General features: G+C 59.6%; 33 protein-coding genes and 2 tRNA genes. 30 read left to right on the forward strand and 5 right to left on the reverse strand.

Annotated features, from left to right (window positions below):
• Positions 1 to 64: 64 nt before the first annotated feature.
• A complete protein-coding gene (locus ACWKY3_RS02570) occupies positions 65 to 253 on the reverse strand; it encodes a hypothetical protein (RefSeq protein WP_449314865.1) in 189 nt (62 codons plus the stop codon).
• 51 nt (positions 254 to 304) lie between these two features.
• Positions 305 to 1216 (reverse strand): LysR family transcriptional regulator, encoded by a 912-nt coding sequence (locus ACWKY3_RS02575; protein ID WP_449314866.1) that lies wholly within the window; start codon positions 1214 to 1216, stop codon positions 305 to 307.
• 290 nt (positions 1217 to 1506) lie between these two features.
• Here ACWKY3_RS02575 and ACWKY3_RS02580 point away from each other — a divergent pair, with 290 nt between their 5' ends.
• The 4 genes from ACWKY3_RS02580 (at position 1507) to ACWKY3_RS02595 (ending at position 3945) form a co-directional block, all read left to right on the forward strand.
• Positions 1507 to 2748 carry a radical SAM protein gene (locus ACWKY3_RS02580; RefSeq protein ID WP_449314867.1) on the forward strand — a complete coding sequence of 414 codons (1242 nt, stop codon included), beginning with the start codon at positions 1507 to 1509 and terminating at the stop codon, positions 2746 to 2748.
• Positions 2749 to 2947: 199 nt separating this feature from the next.
• A complete protein-coding gene (locus ACWKY3_RS02585; protein ID WP_449314868.1) occupies positions 2948 to 3472 on the forward strand; it encodes a hypothetical protein in 525 nt (174 codons plus the stop codon).
• Between the two features lie 8 nt (positions 3473 to 3480).
• Complete coding sequence (locus tag ACWKY3_RS02590) at positions 3481 to 3741, forward strand: helix-turn-helix domain-containing protein (protein ID WP_449314869.1); 261 nt, start codon at positions 3481 to 3483, stop codon at positions 3739 to 3741.
• A gap of 128 nt (positions 3742 to 3869) precedes the next feature.
• Positions 3870 to 3945, forward strand: a tRNA-Ala gene (locus ACWKY3_RS02595).
• Here the strand turns inward: ACWKY3_RS02595 and ACWKY3_RS02600 are convergent.
• The 3 genes from ACWKY3_RS02600 to ACWKY3_RS02610 form a co-directional block, all read right to left on the reverse strand.
• Entirely contained in the window at positions 3896 to 5413 is a 1518-nt protein-coding gene (locus tag ACWKY3_RS02600; protein WP_449314910.1) for a recombinase family protein, read from the reverse strand. The genes ACWKY3_RS02595 and ACWKY3_RS02600 overlap by 50 nt on opposite strands.
• A 63-nt stretch (positions 5414 to 5476) precedes the next feature.
• The gene (locus ACWKY3_RS02605) at positions 5477 to 5716 is read right to left on the reverse strand and encodes a hypothetical protein (RefSeq protein WP_449314870.1); all 240 of its coding nucleotides are present in this window, start codon (positions 5714 to 5716) and stop codon (positions 5477 to 5479) included.
• Positions 5717 to 5728: 12 nt separating this feature from the next.
• The gene (locus ACWKY3_RS02610; RefSeq protein ID WP_449314871.1) at positions 5729 to 6127 is read right to left on the reverse strand and encodes a helix-turn-helix transcriptional regulator; all 399 of its coding nucleotides are present in this window, start codon (positions 6125 to 6127) and stop codon (positions 5729 to 5731) included.
• Positions 6128 to 6274: 147 nt separating this feature from the next.
• On the opposite strand from ACWKY3_RS02610, the gene ACWKY3_RS02615 reads away from it, so the two are divergent.
• The 26 genes from ACWKY3_RS02615 (at position 6275) to ACWKY3_RS02740 (ending at position 16144) form a co-directional block, all read left to right on the forward strand.
• Positions 6275 to 6496: a helix-turn-helix domain-containing protein gene (locus tag ACWKY3_RS02615; RefSeq protein ID WP_449314872.1), complete on the forward strand. Its 222-nt coding sequence runs from the start codon at positions 6275 to 6277 to the stop codon at positions 6494 to 6496.
• Between the two features lie 2 nt (positions 6497 to 6498).
• Entirely contained in the window at positions 6499 to 6789 is a 291-nt protein-coding gene (locus ACWKY3_RS02620; RefSeq protein ID WP_449314873.1) for a hypothetical protein, read from the forward strand.
• Between the two features lie 169 nt (positions 6790 to 6958).
• A complete protein-coding gene (locus tag ACWKY3_RS02625; RefSeq protein ID WP_449314874.1) occupies positions 6959 to 7207 on the forward strand; it encodes a hypothetical protein in 249 nt (82 codons plus the stop codon).
• The gene (locus ACWKY3_RS02630; RefSeq protein ID WP_449314875.1) at positions 7204 to 7425 is read left to right on the forward strand and encodes a hypothetical protein; all 222 of its coding nucleotides are present in this window, start codon (positions 7204 to 7206) and stop codon (positions 7423 to 7425) included. Before ACWKY3_RS02625 ends, ACWKY3_RS02630 begins: the two co-directional genes overlap by 4 nt.
• Positions 7412 to 7813, forward strand: coding sequence for a hypothetical protein (locus ACWKY3_RS02635; RefSeq protein ID WP_449314876.1), 402 nt, complete (start codon positions 7412 to 7414; stop codon positions 7811 to 7813). Before ACWKY3_RS02630 ends, ACWKY3_RS02635 begins: the two co-directional genes overlap by 14 nt.
• Entirely contained in the window at positions 7803 to 8081 is a 279-nt protein-coding gene (locus tag ACWKY3_RS02640) for a hypothetical protein (protein ID WP_449314877.1), read from the forward strand. Before ACWKY3_RS02635 ends, ACWKY3_RS02640 begins: the two co-directional genes overlap by 11 nt.
• 45 nt (positions 8082 to 8126) lie before the next feature.
• Positions 8127 to 8579, forward strand: a complete 453-nt coding sequence (locus ACWKY3_RS02645; RefSeq protein WP_449314878.1) for a Lin1244/Lin1753 domain-containing protein — start codon at positions 8127 to 8129, stop codon at positions 8577 to 8579.
• A 300-nt stretch (positions 8580 to 8879) separates the two neighbouring features.
• Positions 8880 to 9128: a hypothetical protein gene (locus tag ACWKY3_RS02650; protein WP_449314879.1), complete on the forward strand. Its 249-nt coding sequence runs from the start codon at positions 8880 to 8882 to the stop codon at positions 9126 to 9128.
• The gene (locus tag ACWKY3_RS02655; protein ID WP_449314880.1) at positions 9106 to 9360 is read left to right on the forward strand and encodes a hypothetical protein; all 255 of its coding nucleotides are present in this window, start codon (positions 9106 to 9108) and stop codon (positions 9358 to 9360) included. Before ACWKY3_RS02650 ends, ACWKY3_RS02655 begins: the two co-directional genes overlap by 23 nt.
• Positions 9361 to 9627: 267 nt before the next feature.
• Positions 9628 to 9924 (forward strand): DUF3310 domain-containing protein, encoded by a 297-nt coding sequence (locus ACWKY3_RS02660; protein ID WP_449314881.1) that lies wholly within the window; start codon positions 9628 to 9630, stop codon positions 9922 to 9924.
• Positions 9925 to 9927: 3 nt separating this feature from the next.
• The gene (locus ACWKY3_RS02665) at positions 9928 to 10338 is read left to right on the forward strand and encodes a beta-sandwich lipoprotein (protein WP_449314882.1); all 411 of its coding nucleotides are present in this window, start codon (positions 9928 to 9930) and stop codon (positions 10336 to 10338) included.
• A complete protein-coding gene (locus ACWKY3_RS02670) occupies positions 10335 to 10481 on the forward strand; it encodes a hypothetical protein (protein ID WP_449314883.1) in 147 nt (48 codons plus the stop codon). The genes ACWKY3_RS02665 and ACWKY3_RS02670 overlap by 4 nt, the downstream gene beginning before the upstream one ends.
• Positions 10482 to 10491: 10 nt before the next feature.
• Positions 10492 to 10713 (forward strand): Acb2/Tad1 domain-containing protein, encoded by a 222-nt coding sequence (locus ACWKY3_RS02675; RefSeq protein ID WP_449314884.1) that lies wholly within the window; start codon positions 10492 to 10494, stop codon positions 10711 to 10713.
• Positions 10713 to 10901 (forward strand): hypothetical protein, encoded by a 189-nt coding sequence (locus ACWKY3_RS02680; RefSeq protein ID WP_449314885.1) that lies wholly within the window; start codon positions 10713 to 10715, stop codon positions 10899 to 10901. The genes ACWKY3_RS02675 and ACWKY3_RS02680 overlap by 1 nt, the downstream gene beginning before the upstream one ends.
• 1 nt (position 10902) lies before the next feature.
• Positions 10903 to 11538 carry a hypothetical protein gene (locus tag ACWKY3_RS02685; RefSeq protein WP_449314886.1) on the forward strand — a complete coding sequence of 212 codons (636 nt, stop codon included), beginning with the start codon at positions 10903 to 10905 and terminating at the stop codon, positions 11536 to 11538.
• A 7-nt stretch (positions 11539 to 11545) separates the two neighbouring features.
• Entirely contained in the window at positions 11546 to 12718 is a 1173-nt protein-coding gene (locus ACWKY3_RS02690; RefSeq protein ID WP_449314887.1) for a tyrosine-type recombinase/integrase, read from the forward strand.
• A 155-nt stretch (positions 12719 to 12873) separates the two neighbouring features.
• Entirely contained in the window at positions 12874 to 13011 is a 138-nt protein-coding gene (locus ACWKY3_RS02695; RefSeq protein WP_449314888.1) for a hypothetical protein, read from the forward strand.
• A gap of 95 nt (positions 13012 to 13106) precedes the next feature.
• Positions 13107 to 13283 (forward strand): hypothetical protein, encoded by a 177-nt coding sequence (locus ACWKY3_RS02700; protein ID WP_449314889.1) that lies wholly within the window; start codon positions 13107 to 13109, stop codon positions 13281 to 13283.
• Complete coding sequence (gene mihF, locus ACWKY3_RS02705) at positions 13261 to 13578, forward strand: integration host factor, actinobacterial type (RefSeq protein WP_412668401.1); 318 nt, start codon at positions 13261 to 13263, stop codon at positions 13576 to 13578. The genes ACWKY3_RS02700 and mihF overlap by 23 nt, the downstream gene beginning before the upstream one ends.
• A complete protein-coding gene (locus ACWKY3_RS02710) occupies positions 13575 to 14030 on the forward strand; it encodes a single-stranded DNA-binding protein (RefSeq protein WP_449314890.1) in 456 nt (151 codons plus the stop codon). The genes mihF and ACWKY3_RS02710 overlap by 4 nt, the downstream gene beginning before the upstream one ends.
• A gap of 11 nt (positions 14031 to 14041) precedes the next feature.
• A complete protein-coding gene (locus tag ACWKY3_RS02715) occupies positions 14042 to 14323 on the forward strand; it encodes a hypothetical protein (protein WP_449314891.1) in 282 nt (93 codons plus the stop codon).
• Between the two features lies 1 nt (position 14324).
• Entirely contained in the window at positions 14325 to 14765 is a 441-nt protein-coding gene (gene dut, locus ACWKY3_RS02720) for a dUTP diphosphatase (protein ID WP_449314892.1), read from the forward strand.
• Positions 14766 to 14774: 9 nt separating this feature from the next.
• A complete protein-coding gene (locus tag ACWKY3_RS02725; RefSeq protein ID WP_346976002.1) occupies positions 14775 to 15176 on the forward strand; it encodes a hypothetical protein in 402 nt (133 codons plus the stop codon).
• Positions 15173 to 15622: a hypothetical protein gene (locus tag ACWKY3_RS02730; protein ID WP_346976001.1), complete on the forward strand. Its 450-nt coding sequence runs from the start codon at positions 15173 to 15175 to the stop codon at positions 15620 to 15622. The genes ACWKY3_RS02725 and ACWKY3_RS02730 overlap by 4 nt, the downstream gene beginning before the upstream one ends.
• A 99-nt stretch (positions 15623 to 15721) precedes the next feature.
• A tRNA-Ser gene (locus ACWKY3_RS02735) sits at positions 15722 to 15809 on the forward strand.
• A 17-nt stretch (positions 15810 to 15826) separates the two neighbouring features.
• Positions 15827 to 16144: an HNH endonuclease gene (locus tag ACWKY3_RS02740; RefSeq protein ID WP_022386155.1), complete on the forward strand. Its 318-nt coding sequence runs from the start codon at positions 15827 to 15829 to the stop codon at positions 16142 to 16144.
• The last annotated feature ends 14 nt before the right edge of the window (positions 16145 to 16158 follow it).

Consider the following 16158-nt stretch of genomic DNA (forward strand, 5'->3'; position numbering starts at 1 on the left):
GGAGCGGACCCGCCCGCTCCCGCCGACGTTCGCCCGGCCCTTGGGATCCGGTTGCGGGCAGCCCCTATCTTTTGGGAGGCTGGCGCGCGATGCGCTTGCGAGCCTCGTCCGATTGCTCGCTCACCGCGCGAAGCGCGTCGTCGCGCAACGACGGAACGTCCTGCGGAGAGCGGGCGGAATCGAACAGCGCGGCGATGGTTTTGGAAAGCTCGATGAGGTGGAGGTTGAGCTCGGGGTCAGAAAAGGCTTTCATGGCGTTCCCTTCCTTCGTACGTGCGGCAACGGGGCGAGCGTGCGGGTTGCGCTAAGCGCGCTTTCGCCGCAGGCGCGTTGCCGTTCCTAGCAGATAGTGCTCGAGGTGCAGCAAAGGCTTGCCGTCGTTGTTCGATCTGACAAAACACAGCGGCACCGGCGCTATGTCCTCGGGCGCGACGGGTCGCACCACGGATGCGGGGTGGGCTTTCCTCAAGGAGGGGTCCGCCACCACGAACATCGCGCCGCGTTCCTTGTCGAGGAAATCCTTCTGCCTTGCGGGCGTCGGGTCCAGCGGCACGTAGAGCGGCTCGATCCCCTTTGCGCGGAAATGCTCGGTCACCGTGCTCCGGCAGCAGCGCAGATCCTCCGGCTCGGCGATGGGCACGCCGCGCAGATCCTCCAAGGTCAGCGATTTCTTCGAAGCCAGCGGATGGCGCTCGGACAGCATCACGTGCGGCGGTATGGAATGAAGCTTGATGCATGTGAGCCCCTCCCTGTTCGCTCGGCCCAAAATCACGGCGGCATCCACGGCGCCGTCCTCCACGGCGGCCAGGCACGCTCCGCTCGCGCGGAACGACACCGAAAGCTCGATGCGCGGGTACGTTTTTCTGAACAGGGAGAAATCCCCGTCTTTCAGCACGTTGCCGCGGCATGTCGAGTGCGCCACCGCCAAAGAGATCGCTCCTTCCTGCGACTGCGCTTGCGACTGGCTTTTCGCAAGCGTTTCAAGGTCCGCAAGGCACGACAGCACTTCGGAAGCCCGCAGCGAGAACACGCGTCCGAACGCCGTGGGCTCTATGCTGCGTCCGGTTTTCTCGCACAGCTGCACATGAAGCTCCCGCTCGAGGTCGCCGATCGATTTGGAGACCGCTTGCGGCGTCACGAAGAGCCTCTTCGCCGCCATGGAGAAGTTCCCGCACTCCATGACGGTCACGAAGTATTCCAGCTGGTTGATGTTCACGAACGTCCGATCTTCCGTCTCGCCTTCCAAAAGCTGCCGTGCAAAATTTATCATAAAACATTAAATGAGTGTCGCGTTTCGATGGGGGATTGGAGCGAGAGGAACCCCCAGATGGAAAAGGTGGTTTGAAGTGTAACCGCATGGATACGTTTCTGGATCATTTATCACAGTTTGGCAAGGAGTGCTGCAACGTTTGATTGAAGGTGCGTATCCCTTTTTCCTTTGGCGCGAAGGGGGGCGCCACCATAATTCTTCTTAAGAGGAGCGATCTGGTCTGACGAGGAGCCCGCATGAGATTTGACGACAAGGTTGTGATGTTCGATTTCGCGGGCATTCCCTTGGTGGGCTGCCTGTCCACGGGCTACGTGATCGGGCTGAGCGAGCAGGGCGCCGCCGTGTGCGCTCGCATGTTCGAAGAGGACGTACCCGAGCAGGATGTGTCGGCCGTCGACCCCGCGCTGCTCGAGCATTTGGTCAGAGGCGGGTTCTTCGACCGTCCTTTGCAGGACGACAAGGTTGCCTCGGCGTATCTGCATGTGACGCAGCGCTGCAACCTGGCGTGCGCGGGGTGCTATTCCCTCGATGCTCAGCGAAACGCGCTTGCCGACGCCCCGCTGGACGATGTGCTGCACGCCGTTGACGAGCTGGCGCAGGCCGGCGCGGCGCGGGTGATCGTGTCGGGCGGGGAGCCGTTTCTGCGTGAGGACCTTCCCGACATCGCCGCGCATGCGAAGCGGGCGGGCATCGCGAACGTGACGGTGCTGTCGAACGGCACCTGCATAAGCGACGCGGCCTTGGAGCGCCTTGCCCCGCATGTCGATTGCGTGTCGGTCTCCTTCGACGGCTGCTCGGCGGACGCGCCCGCCCCCATCCGGGGCGCGCAGCGATTCGAGGAGCTGGCGGACGCGGTTCGCCGCGTGCGCAAGGCGGGCATCCCGGCGCACATCATTCCCACCGCGCATGCGAAAAACGTCGGCGAGCTGCCCGAATACGTCCGGCTCGCAGAAGATCTGGGCGCCTCGCTTAATTTTAGCCTGCTCTCCTGCGAACCCGAGGGCGAGCTGGCCTCGCTGCTGCCGGGGGAGGAGGAGCTGCGCGCCCTCGGTCGCAGCCTTCTTACGCTGGGCGGCGGCAAGCCCCTTTCGGCCATGGACGCGCCGGTGGGCGTGAACCTGACGGTGCGCAACGGGTGCGGGGCGGGGTTTCGGACGTTGAGCGTGGCGGCCGACGGGACCGTCTACCCGTGCCACATGCTCCATCGGCCCGAGTTCGCGATGGGAAACGCCTTCACGGGCTTGCTGGCCGATGCGCTGCGCTCCAAGGTGTCGCGGATGTTTCGCGACCTCGACGTCCAAGAGTACGAGGGCTGCTCGTCGTGCCGCTATATGCGAATCTGCGGGGGAGGCTGCAGGGCCCGCTCGCTGTTCGAATCGGGCAATCTGAAGTCGAAGGACTCGTATTGCCTGATGACCCAGACGTTCTACGACACGCTGGGTCAAGCCATGGCCGCATCGATCAAGCAAAGGAGGTGAGACGATATGCTGTTCTACAGTGAAGCCGACCCGCGCTCCATCTGCTTCCCCATAGGGCCAGTGGATGGTCAGTGCTTTGCTATCGGATTCTAAGCGTCAAGCTTTTGCACTTTTTTCCTCAAAAGGGTCCCTTTCATGATCTAATGAAGGGGCCTTTTTTTGTGGAGGGGAATATCCGAGGAAAAGAAACTGGTGAAGGATGCAAGTTCTCAACGAAGAAGACAGGCAAATGGAGGAATCCCTTGTTAAGGCAAATCGGGCATGTCGACTATTGTGCATGCTGGTGAAAGCTATTCTCGCGTTGCTGGGCGTCTGGTGGCTTGCTTCTTCTTGCCTGATGATTGCCGCTTTCTTGGGGTTCAATGTCGTCAAGGTGTCCCAAGCTATAACAGTGGAATCGTTTATCCTCTATGTTTTGGGCGGAATTGCGATGGCCGTCGTTTTCGTAATGCTCATCAGGTTATTTTCCGATGCTTCGGAGGGGCGCTCTCCGTTTACCATGGCGCAAGTGAAAAGGTTGCGTGTTATCGCGACCGCTCTTGCCGGATACTCTATTGTAGAGTTCATGATGACTTTCAGCTCTCCTTTGGTGGCGGGCAAAATGGAGGCATCAACGCCCACCCTCAACTTGTTCCCCATTGTCGCCGCAGCGGTTGTCTTCGCGTTCTCGTTCGTGTTCAAGTACGGCGTCCTTCTGCAAGAGTTCTCGGACGACACCCTGTAGGTGGACTTATGCCGGTTGTCCTGAAACTCAACGATCTCATGGCCGACAGGGGCATCTCCCTCAACGACCTGGCGGAGAAGGTCGGCATCACCAATGTGAACCTGTCCCGCATCAAGACGGGCAAGATCAAGGCGGTTCGGTTCTCGACGCTCGGCATGCTCTGCGAAGTGCTCCAGTGCCAGCCGGGGGACATCCTCGCGTACGTGTCGGAGAGCCAGTCGGAAGAGTCCGAAAGCGCGTCGGAGGACGAAGGGCCCCTCGATGCGTGATGCGTGCGCTGCGCGTCCTCGCTTCGCCCTTGTTTCGTGTGCATTTTGCAAAGGATCGGACGACGGCGTTTGACAAAAGCGGCCGATACGGGCAGAATAATGCCCCGCGCGAGAGCGCACCTACCTGTGGGGATGTAGCTCAGCTGGGAGAGCATCACGTTCGCAACGTGGGGGCCGAGGGTTCGAATCCCTTCATCTCCACCACAGTAGAATTAGCCGAACACCTTTCATAGCAAGGGTGTTCGGCTTTTTTCTTGTCTGGGGTGAAATCGTCTGGCAGGTCATCGAACATGAAGAACGTCCTCACGCTCTCGCCTATCTCCACGAATCGCACAAAATTGTTGAGCACTTCCAAGGGCGTTGTGTCGTTCGCAAGATCATCGAGCCACAGCAGCACATCGTCAATCGAGGGCGCGAACGATTCCGAACGCTCGGCGACAAGCAGGCGCGCTTCGAGGTCGGCTTTCTGGCGCTTAAGCTCGTCGGTGCGCTCCTTTCCTCCCGGAGGGGCTATGCCTTCCTCTATCGCCTGCCATATGCGGTCAAACGTCGTGTCGATGCGGCGCAGCTCCTTCTTGATGATGTAGCTCTCTGGTTTCTCTTCGCCGGCTTTTTCGGTTTCGTAGTCAGCCCACGTCTGGGCTATGCGCTGGCGCACGTCGGGGCGCTTCACGGCCTCGTAGGTCATATCAACGACGGTATCCTCTATGAGATCGCGCCTCACGGTGCGCCTGCACTTGCGGCAGCGATAGTAGTGATACGTCGCCCCTGTTTTTGACGTGCCGCTAGTGCCGTGCATGGGCGCTCCGCACCTCGCGCAATACAGCTTTCCCGTCAGCGGGAACTCGACAGCCGAGTTCACCTTGCGTCGCGGCCTGTGCCTGTCGTTGAGTATGCTCGCTATCATGTCTTGCTCTGCCTGCGACCACAGGGCGGGTATGCCGCCCTCTTGCACGTGTCCTGCGTACATGTACGTTCCGCAGTTCTGCGGGCGCTTCAGCAGCTTCGTGATGCGGTCTTGGTTGAAGTTGGCTCCCCGCGCCCCCTTCTCGTCCTTGAAAGCGCGCGCGATGTCCGCCACCGAATGCCCGGAAAACAGCATGTTCTTCATGCGGCGCATGATGCCCGCTTCGCGCTCGTTGACCCTGTAGAACCCGTCTACGATGTCCCAGCCGTACATCGTGTGCCCGTTCGCCATGCACCGCTGGGCGTTCTTCCTGATACCGTCTCTGATGCGCTCGCTGTCAAGCGCGCTCTCGTATTCCGCCAGAACTTCGAGCATGCCGAGCTGCAAAACGCCGCTGGAACCGCTTGAAATGTCTTCGCCCGCGTAGAGTATTTCGACACCGGCCTTGCGAAGCATGATTCGCGCGAGCGCCATTTCGTCGCGGTTTCGCATGATGCGCGTCACCTTGTAGATCACCACGAAATCGAACAGCCCGCGTCTCGCGTCCGCCATCATGTGCTGGAACTCGGCGCGGTCTGCGTTTCGCCCCGTCTGCGCGTAGTCGCAGTATTCACGCACGACCCGCAAGCCCTCGCTCTCGCAGTACGCGCGCGAGTTGTCTACCTGAATCTCGATGCTTTCCGAGCGTTGATTATGCGAACTGAAGCGCGCGTATATGGCGGCTCTGTTTCTCGCCATGTTAAAATCACTCCTTGAAGCGAGCATTGCCAAATGCTCAATTCGACCACCGCCCCGTGCGCGACCGCCAAGAAGCAGCACGGGGCTTTTCTATGCGTATTGCCTCGCTACATCAGCGGCTACGAGCAACATGGTTGGAATGACTTCAGGAGCGGAAGCCTTGGCAGCATCAATGGACGCATGAAGGTTCGCCACGAACTCATCTAGGTCGATGCTATGTTCTTGCATCAGCGAAAACGTGAACATGAGGTCGTTTTTCGATTGCTCGTCAAGATCGGTATCGAACACTTCACTTGATAGCTTCAGAATAAGGTCGGTTTCTTTTTCCATCATCGTTCCCTTCTATATCGCCATTCGTCCTTTTGTGATCTCTTCTTCGGTGGTAGATACAACACGTTTGGCAGCCTCTTTAGATTCGCCCGCAGCAGCGCGGGCGGTCATGGCTATGTTTTGCTTCCATTGCGGCGTACTCTGCCGATAGCACCCCACAATCTCACTTTCCTCCGATGATAAACCTTCGCCTTGATTCTCCCTCGGATGGTCTTCATACCATCCGCACAAGTCATTCGGCGTGCATCCAAGAACAATAGAGAGGTTGTAGGCATCCTCTAATGTGAGTGCAACTTCCTCTCTTTCCCATGTCGCGTACTTGCGTTCCTTTATCCCTAGGCGGTCTGCTATGTCCTTTTGCGTCTTAAACCCAGCGCGCCTTCGCAGTTCTTTGAGCTGAAGCTTGTACATGCTCCGCCTCCTTTCGATGCTGATTATTCTACGTGAATCACGTAGTTCAATCAATAAAAAACGGAAAAGACGCTTGCTTAAAACGTGAAACACGTTTATAGTCATGCGTTGTCAACGTGAATCACGTTTATTGAAGGGAGGTGGCATATGCCTGAGTTCAAGGAAGTTGTTAGAAAGTGCCTGCGCGTCCTTATGGCAGAAGCCGACATGAACGCCGAGCAACTTTCCGATAAGTCGGGCGTTTCGGTTGATTCGATTAGGCAGTATCTGCGTGGCGAAACTGTTCCGCTTTTCGAAACGGCGTGCAAGCTTTCGGAAGCCCTCGGCTGTACGCCGAACGATCTATGCGCATTCCCGAAGGAGGTCTAAAGGTGGAAATCGTTGAAAAACGACTTACGAAAGCAGTTCTGAAGCATGAGCGGTTTCTGACAGATTCGCTCGGGCTTGATGTTCATGGCGCAGACGGTTGGAACCTTTCGTGCGCTGGTATTTGGTTCAGAGGGGAACTTGGGCGCTTCGGAATCATCGAACCTCTTGCCAATGAAATTGAAGGTCTGTTCGTCCGCTACGCCGGCTCCGTTCTGTCCAACGCGCCGAAGCTGCGAGAGAAGTTCGCTGGTATGTCGGAAACGGAGGTTTCAAAACATGAGAACCGAAGCTAGAACCGTCGGTTTTGGGGGTGGTTTCACGAATGCCAAAACAACGGCGGCTGAGCGCGGCGCAGCGGCAGTGGTGCCGGTTCGCCGCCGAGAGGTCGCGCGTGCGGCTCGAAAAGAAGATGCCCGCCCGGTGCTGCAACACCGAACGGGCGCGTCAAATGGGTTCCGCCAAATGACAGACGATAGTTTAGCGCATCTGCCGCGCTGGAAGCGCTGGGGATTGTATGCGTTCGCCGCGACGTGCATGACGGGAATCGTGCCTATAGCAGCCGCGAGCGCCCTCATAGCGGCGACCGACGCTGCTGGCGCGCAGCTCGAATCGCTCATAGGGTCGGGCGGCATGCTCGCCCTCGGCATCGTGGCGTGCCTCGCGGGCATCGTCGCGTGCATGGTCTACATGCTCAGGCCGGTGTCCAAATGAGCGCCGCGAAGCCCTACGCGTACTTCGACCGCGACGCTGACGGGTTCTGGACTGCCTACATAGAGGAAGACGCGGGAACGCCCGAGAGCCGACGCTTCGGCTCGGTGCGCCGCCGCGAGGCGCTGCCCGTGCCCATGTCGGCGACGCGCGAAGAGGCGGAGCGCGCCTTCGTAAGGCTCATGAGCCGCGAGGCGAGGTGCAGGCATGGACACCGATGACTACACCCGCCCTCTCGAAGCCGTCATGCGCGACGAGCGCAAGCCGCGACCGCTGCCGCTGAAGGCGCGCGACCACTTGGAGCTGTTCGAGGAATGGATGCGCCTCAACCCCGACGCTATGCGCGAGATAGAGCTTACCGCGCTCGCCATAGACGCGCGCGGGCTGCGCGTATCCACTAAGTACCTCATAGAAAAGCAGCGCTACGAGGGCGGCGCGAGGCTCAACCCCGTGACGTTTTACGACGATCAGGGCATGCCGCACGTCTACGGCATCAACAACACCATCACGCCGCTTCTGGCGCGGTGGCTCTTGAAGCGGCACCCCGAAATGAACATCTACGTGAAGCACTCGTATTTCGATGATTTGGAGGAAGAAGATGAAGCGTAAGGAAGCGAAGGAAACCATCGCCAAGGTCGGAGGCATGACCTTTCACGTCGGAGGCACGATGACCCTCTTCAACAACAAGAGCGGCAAGGAGGTTGAAGCCGACATGCCCCAACTGCTGTCAATCGTTCGCGGCGTTCTGGTCTGGTGCAGCGACCTTCTGGACGATGGCGGCAAGGAAGACCTTTCGACCACGGAGCAGCTGCACAGGCTTCTCACCATCGTAGGCAAGTCAATCGCGCTCGACCTCTCGGGCGATGGCGACGAGTAGCGCGCGGGGACGTTCGCGCGGCGGGGAAGGTCAGGGGGTGATTGCATGGCAAGCGAGGTCGAAAGGCTCGCGCAAGAGCCTATGAGCTTCTTCCCACACGACGCTAACGCATTCCAAGACGTTAAGTGCCAGCGCCTCGTTCACCGCAGGGGCTTCGAAGGCTACGGGCGCTGGTGGCGGCTGTGCGAGTACATGGCGGCAACCAAAGGCCACAGGATCGCGTTCGAAACCGAGGAAGACGCGCTGATTCTCGCGGGCGTGCTCGGCTTCGGGAGCGCGGGCGCGTTCGACGAGTACGTGGCGATAGACGGCTGCAAGTCGTTCGTCGCGGAACTGCTCGACATAGGGCTTCTCGAACGCGACGGAGAAGGGTTTTTGAAAAACTCGCGTATGCAAAACAACGCCGTGTACTTCGGCAAGCAGCGCGCGAACGGGCGCAAGGGCGGAAGGCCGCGCAAAAACGCGGTTACGAGCAAAACGACAGGTCAGGAGGTGTAAACGCATGGTTTCCAAACCCATTGAAAAACCGTCGGTTTCGGTTCGGCTAAACCCATTCGCAAATGGCCGCCTAACCATAAGACAAGACAAGACTAAACAAGACAAGGCGGGTTTTGGTTCCTCGAACCAAAACCAAAACCCGCCGTTCGTGCTTGTCAGTCAACCTGACAAGCACGGTTTCTTTTCTTGCCCCTTCTTTTGCAGGCGCATCGAAAACGCGAAAACCCGAACGGTCGAAAACGAGTTTTCAACAGCCTTTGCACATAGTTTTCCACAATCGGGCGAAAGGGGGTGCGTGTGATGCCGCGAATCAACGAGAACCGAATCGAGACGATGGCTTGCCCGTTCTGCGGCAGCGTCAGGCCGACTGATTGGTTCGGCCCGGAGCTGAAGCACGTCGAGTACGAGAAAGGCACTTTGAGGGTCAAGAAGGTGGTTCGTTACCGCAAGTACAAGGCTTGTTGGAAGTGCAGGGAGGTCAAGCGAATAAACGCCACGAACACGCCGCCAGAGGGAGGTGTCAAGTATGGAGAACCCGAACGTTCGTGAAATCCTCAACGAGTGGCTTGTCGGAAACGGCTACGGAGGTCTGTGCAACACCGACTGCGGTTGCAGCGCCGATGACCTGATGCCCTGTTCGCATCCTTCGCCGTTCTGCAAGGCGGGCTATCTGGTCGCTTGCTGCGAGTGCGAAGAGCAAGAGGTCTGCGGATTCGGTCAGGAATACGACTACCTCATCAGCGAGGAGAAGGGTTCATGCCCGATGAAGGGGGCTGCTTGACGTTGCCGATGGACAGGAAGAGATACCCGCCCGATTGGCGGAACATCGCGCGGAGCGTCAAGGATTCGGCGGGCTGGCGCTGCCAGAAATGCGGCAAGTAGTGCCGCAAGCCCGGGGAGCCGTTCGACACGCACAGGCGGACGCTCACGGTGGCTCACCTGAACCACACCCCCGAGGATTGCAGACCCGAAAACCTCATGGCGATGTGCGCGCCATGCCATCTGAGATACGACGCGAAGCACCACGCGGAGACAAGGAGGAAGAAGCGTGATTGAGACGAAAAACGCAGGGAGCCTCGCCGAGCTTGCCGAAGGCGATTCCGTGAGCCATCCCGGCCACTACGCGGGCGACGGAGCCATCGAGTGCATGGACGCTATGCGCTCGATGATGAGCGGCGACCAGTACGCGCTGCCGCCGCAGGCCGCCTACTGGTGGGGCTGCGCGTTCAAGTACCTGTGGCGCTGGCGGCGCAAGGGCGGCGTTCAGGACTTGAAGAAATGCGCCCAGTGCGTCGATTACCTGATCGAGGAAATAGAGGGCGGGAATGAGCAGGAAGGTAGATGACCAATGTTAACTGGCAAGGTAAAAGGCGTTGCAGTTGTCGCGGCGTTGGCGATGTCGTTTTCTCTATGCGGCTGCACGGCAGCAAGCGTGGCATCGCAACAAGCCTCTCAGGCAGCGGAAAACTTCGAGGTCGTGCGCGAGCTGACGGTGTTCGACAACTGCACTGGCGAGGTGCTTTTCATCGCGCAAGGCCGCATGTCCGTCGAGGTTGACGAAGCCGATTCGCAGCTCGAAATAATGGTGGCGCAACCGGGCGACGTTTACGAAAAGCACTTCGTGGGGCTTAACGAGACGACCACATACGTGGTGCGCGACCTTTCGGGCGTGGACGTTGAAAGCTTCCGGTACAAGCTCTACATCAACCCGGACATGCTCTTGCCGTTCGAGCTTGACGTGGTGGATGGCGGCCAATGAAGCGGTATCAAGTCGTTCTCTGCGCAATCGCCGCCGTTGCGACGGTCGCCGCCCTCTTCTTCGCGGGCTGGTGGTTCTACAAGGCGATAACCGCCGTAGCCCTCTTCTGCGTGACAGCAGCGCTTGTAGCGCTTTCGTTCTAGGAGGTTCCATATGGACAAAAACACAATCGACAACAACTTCAAGTACCACGTACCGCTTCCCGATCAGCCCGCGCGTTACGAGCTTCTGCGCTCGATGGCGCGCAAACTCGCCTACGCCATCCAAGACGAGTGCCCCGACAGCCGCGAGAAGTCGCTTGCCTTCACGAAGCTCGAAGAGTGCGTTATGTGGGCGAACGCATCCATCGCGCGCAACGAGGACGGTGGGCTGTAATGAACGATTTCACCGAAAAGGGAGCTTACGGGTGCCTCGCAATCATTCTCTTCGCCGTTCTGGCGTTCGTCGTGAGCATCGCGGTCGGCGTGTTCTTCGGGGTCGGCTTCGGCTTTCTCGCCTACGCGGTCTTTGTTGCGTTCGCCATCGTCTGCGTGATGCGCGCCTTCTCGAAGGCGGGCAAGTAGCATGGGCGGCTACGCGATTCGCGCCCTGTGCGCCTGCGAGGAATCGCAGGCAGTAACATCGCGCATGCGGCGCTGGGGCATAGAGGCGTACAGCTGCGACCTGCTGCCAACGTCGGGCAGGCACCCCGAATGGCACATACAGGCCGACGCGCTGGAAGTGGCAAAGATGGACTGGGATATGGTCATCGCTTTCCCGCCCTGCACGCACCTCGCGGTGTCGGGAGCGCCTTCCTTCGAAGAGAAGAGGCGCGACGGCAGGCAGCAGCGCGCCGTGGGGTTCTTTTTGGCGTTCACGGCGCTGAACCATGTGCCCATGGTGGCTATAGAGAACCCCATCGGCATCATGAGCAATGTCTACCGAAAGCCCGACCAGATAATCCACCCGTACATGTTCGGCGACCCGGCGCGCAAGGCGACGTGCCTTTGGCTCAAAGGGCTTCCAGCATTGGAGCCTACGAACGTCGTGGAGCCTGAAGTCATCGAGTACAAGAACGGCAAGGGCACCGATTCGCCGTGGCACATGGGCACCTTGGGGCTGCCGCCCGCCCTGCGCTCGCGCGAGCGGAGCAAGACGTTTCCCGGCATAGCCGACGCGATGGCCGCCCAATGGGGCGCGTTCGCCTTGGAATCGGAATAGAGGTCGTATGAACGTGAAGGTCAGGCGTGGCGCTGGCGGCATCTGGGAGTGCCGAACGTATCTGGGGCGCTCGGCTTCGGGCAAGGCGATACGCCCCTACAAAAGGTTTCCCCACGCGGCAACCGAAGAGGAGGCGCAAGCCCTCGCCGAGACGTGGGCGGCGAACCTCACCGCCGACGGGGCGGTTATGAGCGCGCGCCTGACCGATTTGCTCGAAGACTACGTGCAGCTGCGCGAGCGCAACGGCGCAAGCCCGAACAGCATCAGGAGCTATCGGCTGTTCGTCCGCTACGCGGAGCGCTATCTGAAGACCGCGAACGCCCGCGATCTGAGCGTTATGGACTTCAACCGCTTCGAGCAGCGATTGCTGATGCCGAAAGGCGACGGCGGGCAGGGTCTTTGCCGCAACAGCGTTATCAACGTCCACAACTTCCTGCGAGGCGCTTACAACCATTTCGTTGACGCCGGCGTGTGCGAAGCCAACCCGCTTGTCTTCGTCGCCAAGCCATCGCCCGAGCGTCACGAGGCGGCGGCGCTCACCGAATGGGACTTCGGGGACTTGAACGCGAAGCTCGAAGAGGCGCTGGGCAAGGAGGTTCTGACGAAGGCGGACTACCGCGCCGCCGTCTACGCGTTCGCCGCGTGGTTCTCGCTCGTGACCGGCATGCGCGTCGGCGAGGTGTGCGCCGTGCATCGAATCGAAGTTAAGCGCTCGCAGCTCTATGTGCACGTCGGGGGAACCGTGGTCGAGAAGACGGGGGTGAAGCCGTATCGCAAGAACGTAACCAAGGGCAGGAAGTGCCGCAACGTCTCCGTCACGGACGAGGACATAGCGCGCATTGAGGCGTTCGTGGAGTTGCAGAACCGCTTTCTGGGGCGCTTGGGGGCTTCAATCCCGCTCGTGACCATAAACGGGTCGTACATGCGCCCGTCTACGGTTTCGAAGGCTTTCAGCCGCATACGCGATGATTGCAAGCTGCCCCAAGAGATCACGTTTCACAGCCTGCGTCACACGCACGCATCGTGGCTCATCGCCAACGGCTGCGACCTGAAGACGCTTTCCGAGCGCTTGGGTCACGCAGACGAGGCGACAACGCTTCGCATCTACGGCCACCTGATGCCGGGGCGCGACGCGGAGGCGGCAAGGCTCTTTGCCGACGCGAAGCGACGCGCGGCGTGATTGGGGGTGTGCCAAATGTGAGCCAAACGCCGTTTTCGGCGGCTGCGGCTGGCACACGCCTAAAGCGAGGTGAGCCGCCGTTTTCGGTGCGGGCAAAGAGTGCCCGCGCCTGATAAGAAGTAATTATCAGGCAATCGTGAGAAGGGAGGGTGCCAGTGGAGCCGCAAACGTTCGATTTCAAGCCTGACGCGCCGAAGCTGAGCAAGGAAATGCAAGCGACGTTGGCTAAGACCGAAGCCGCCCTGAAGCGGATGTGGGAGCGCGAGAAGCAGGAATTCCCGCCCAAACGCTGACCATCGTTGGCAAGGAGCACGCGGAGCACGTCTTGAAGTCACTGAAGGCGATTAGGGTTTCCGGCACCTACCGCGTCACGAAGAAATGAGGTGCGATGAAAACCATTGAGCTTAACGACGATGACTGGGCACGGCTCAAACGCAAGCTCATGACGCAGAGCGTTGACGATGCCCTGAAGGACTACACGCCGCCCGTCACCCTGACGCACGGCACCGAGTACATCACCTACGAGAAGGAAGGCTACGAAGATGATTCCGAATCTGACAACTGAGCAGCGCCGCGAAAACCTCGAAAAGGCAAAGGCTGCGCGCCAGCGCCGCGCCGCGATCTTGAAGGGCGTTGCCGATGGCTCTTACAGCGTGCCCGACGTGCTCAACATGGCTTGCGCCGATGATACCGTGGCGCGAATGAAGGTCTTTACGCTCATTAAGGCCGCACCGGGCTACGGATTCGCCCGCACGCAGCAGACCATGCGCAAGCTTCATATTTCCGAATCGCGCCGCCTTCGCGGTCTTGGAGCGAACCAGCGCGCGGCGCTTGTCGAGCTGTTCGGGGGTGCGCAGTGAGCCTAAACAAGATCACGCTTTCGGGCAATCTCGGCGCAGATGCCGAGCTGCGCTATACGAAGAGCGGAAACCCTGTCGTTTCGTTCTCGCTGGCTGTCAACGAGCGAACGCCGAACGGCGACGGCACATGGGGCGAATACACGAACTGGCCTGATTGCGTCATGTTCGGTAAGCGCGCCGAAGCGCTCGCGCCGTGGCTTCGTAAGGGCACCAAGATTTCGCTTATCGGGCGCATCCACACGCGAAGCTACCAGAAGGACGGCCAGAGCATCAAGCGCTGGGAAGTGCGCGTTGATGACGTGGAGCTGATGCAGTACAAGCGCGATGCTCAATCGCCAGCACCAGCGAACGCAGCCGCACCCGGTCTTGCGATGGCAACCGGCGACCCATCGCCCGTTGCGCCAGTTCAACCGTCAGCGACCGACCTTTACGACGATGACATACCGTTTTAGGAGGTTCACTAATGTTTGATTTCTTCAAGAGGAAGGCGAAACCGAGCGCGACGGCTACCGATGAGAGCAAGCCGCTTTGGGTTGAGCTGTTCGACACTCAGCCCGTCGATTCCGAAGGTTCGCTTATCGCCCTCGATGACCTCGTTTCCTATCGCGGCACGCTGCTTCAGGTCGTGGCGATGAGCCATAAGCAGAAGGTCGTACTTCGCACGCCTGGAAAGAAAAAGGGCGGTTTCTGGGTTGCTTCCCATAACTGCACGCTCGTTAAGCGCCACGCGCGGAAGGAGAACTAACATGCTCGGTCGCAAGATGCGCGCAAAGAAGGTCGCCGAGGGTATCGACATGCCGACGTATGCACATGAGGGCGACGCGGGGCTTGACCTCCGAATCACCGAGACTGTCACGCTCGAACCAATGCAGAAGTGCGTTGTCGGCTGCGGGCTTGCCGTCGAGATTCCGAGCGGATGCGTGGGGCTTGTGTTCCCGCGCAGCGGCCTTGCCGCAAAGCAGGGCATCACGCTTTCGAACAGTGTTGGCGTTATCGACAGCGGCTATCGCGGCGAGGTCTGCGCGGCTCTCATCAACCAGAGCTACGAGACGGTTACGCTCGAAGCGGGCACGCGCGTATGCCAACTTGTCGTGATGCCTTATGTTCCTTGTGAGCTTGTGCCGGTCGATGAGCTGAGCGACACCGAGCGCGGCGCAGGCGGCTTCGGCAGCACGGGCGTTGAGTAGGTGGTTGGCATGCTGGCAATCATCGGCGGAAGGCAAACGGGCAAGACCACGTGCCTTATCGCAATGTCAAACGAGACTGGCTATCCAATCCTGACCGCAACGCGCGGAATGGCCGAAAACATCGAGCTTATGGCACGTAAGATGAACGTTCAGATTCCGCCCGTCCTGTCGTTATCGGGGATGCCGCTAAAAGGTTCGCTCATGCGTTGCGAACGCGTGCTTGTCGATGAACTGGGGCTTGTGGCTGAGTACATTATCGGCGCTGAGGTTGTGGCTGCTTCTATTGACGGCGTGGCGCTGGTAAAGGCTCAGCCGCCGAGCACAGACCTTGCGAAGCTTGGGCTATGGGAAGCCTTCAAGCTTTGGCGCGAAGAGCGCAAGCGCGCACGATCTGGCGGTGACGGCATGTGAGAGCAAAGGAGTATTTCGAGGGCATCCGCGCCGAGGTGGTGAAGACCGACAAGGCGCGGGAAATGCTCGAACGCATGAAGGCGCGCGAGGGCGCGAAGGCTCAGAGCTACCAGACGGGCGGCAGTGGCGGAGACGTTAGCGACCCGATGGAATCCGTATCGCAGCGCATCGACTTCGAGGGCAAGCTTAGGCAGCGCATCGCCGATGCTGAGGGCACGCTAGACGAAGCGTGCGAAGTGCTCTACGGCTCGGACGGGCGCGGCGGCTTGGCTAGGATGAAGGGCGCGCACTACGCCGACGCAATCTGCATGTATTACTGCCAAGCCGAGACATGGGGCGAGATTGCGGAAATCATGCAGTGTTCGCAGAAGTGGTGCCGCAAGCTCTGCGAAGTTGGGTTTGAGTTTATCGACCGCGTAGGTTGGGCGCACATCAAGAACGCCTGAAAATTGGGTGTTCCCTTCAGTTCCCTACTTATGCTAAAGTTCGGTACGGTGGATTAGGTAGTAAGGCCACGGGCAATTGCGCTCGTGGCCTTTTTGTTTGGAGCGTTGGCAGAGTGGCTTATTGCGCACGGTTGCTAACCGTGTGGCGCACTGTCGCCCGTAGGTTCGAATCCTACACGCTCCGCCATATCTCAGGGGGTGCGCATGGCTAAGGACTTCTCGCGCGCCTTCTACGCATCCGCCGACTGGGAACGCGCCAGAGACGCGGCATTGACGCGCGACGCTCACCTATGTCAGCACTGCTTGCAGCAGGGAGAGATCACGCCCGCAGTCATGGTGCATCACATTATCGAGCTTACGCCAGCGAACATCAGCGACCCAAGCATTGCGACCGACCCAAGCAACCTTGTTAGCCTATGCGACCGATGCCATAAGAAGGTGCATGGTTGGATAAGGCAAGGTTCGACAAGGCAAGGGCTGGCCTTCGACAGCGACGGCAATTTGATATCGCTTGGCGAGTGACACACAAACGCGAC

It is taken from the genome of Rubneribacter sp. (assembly GCF_965361815.1).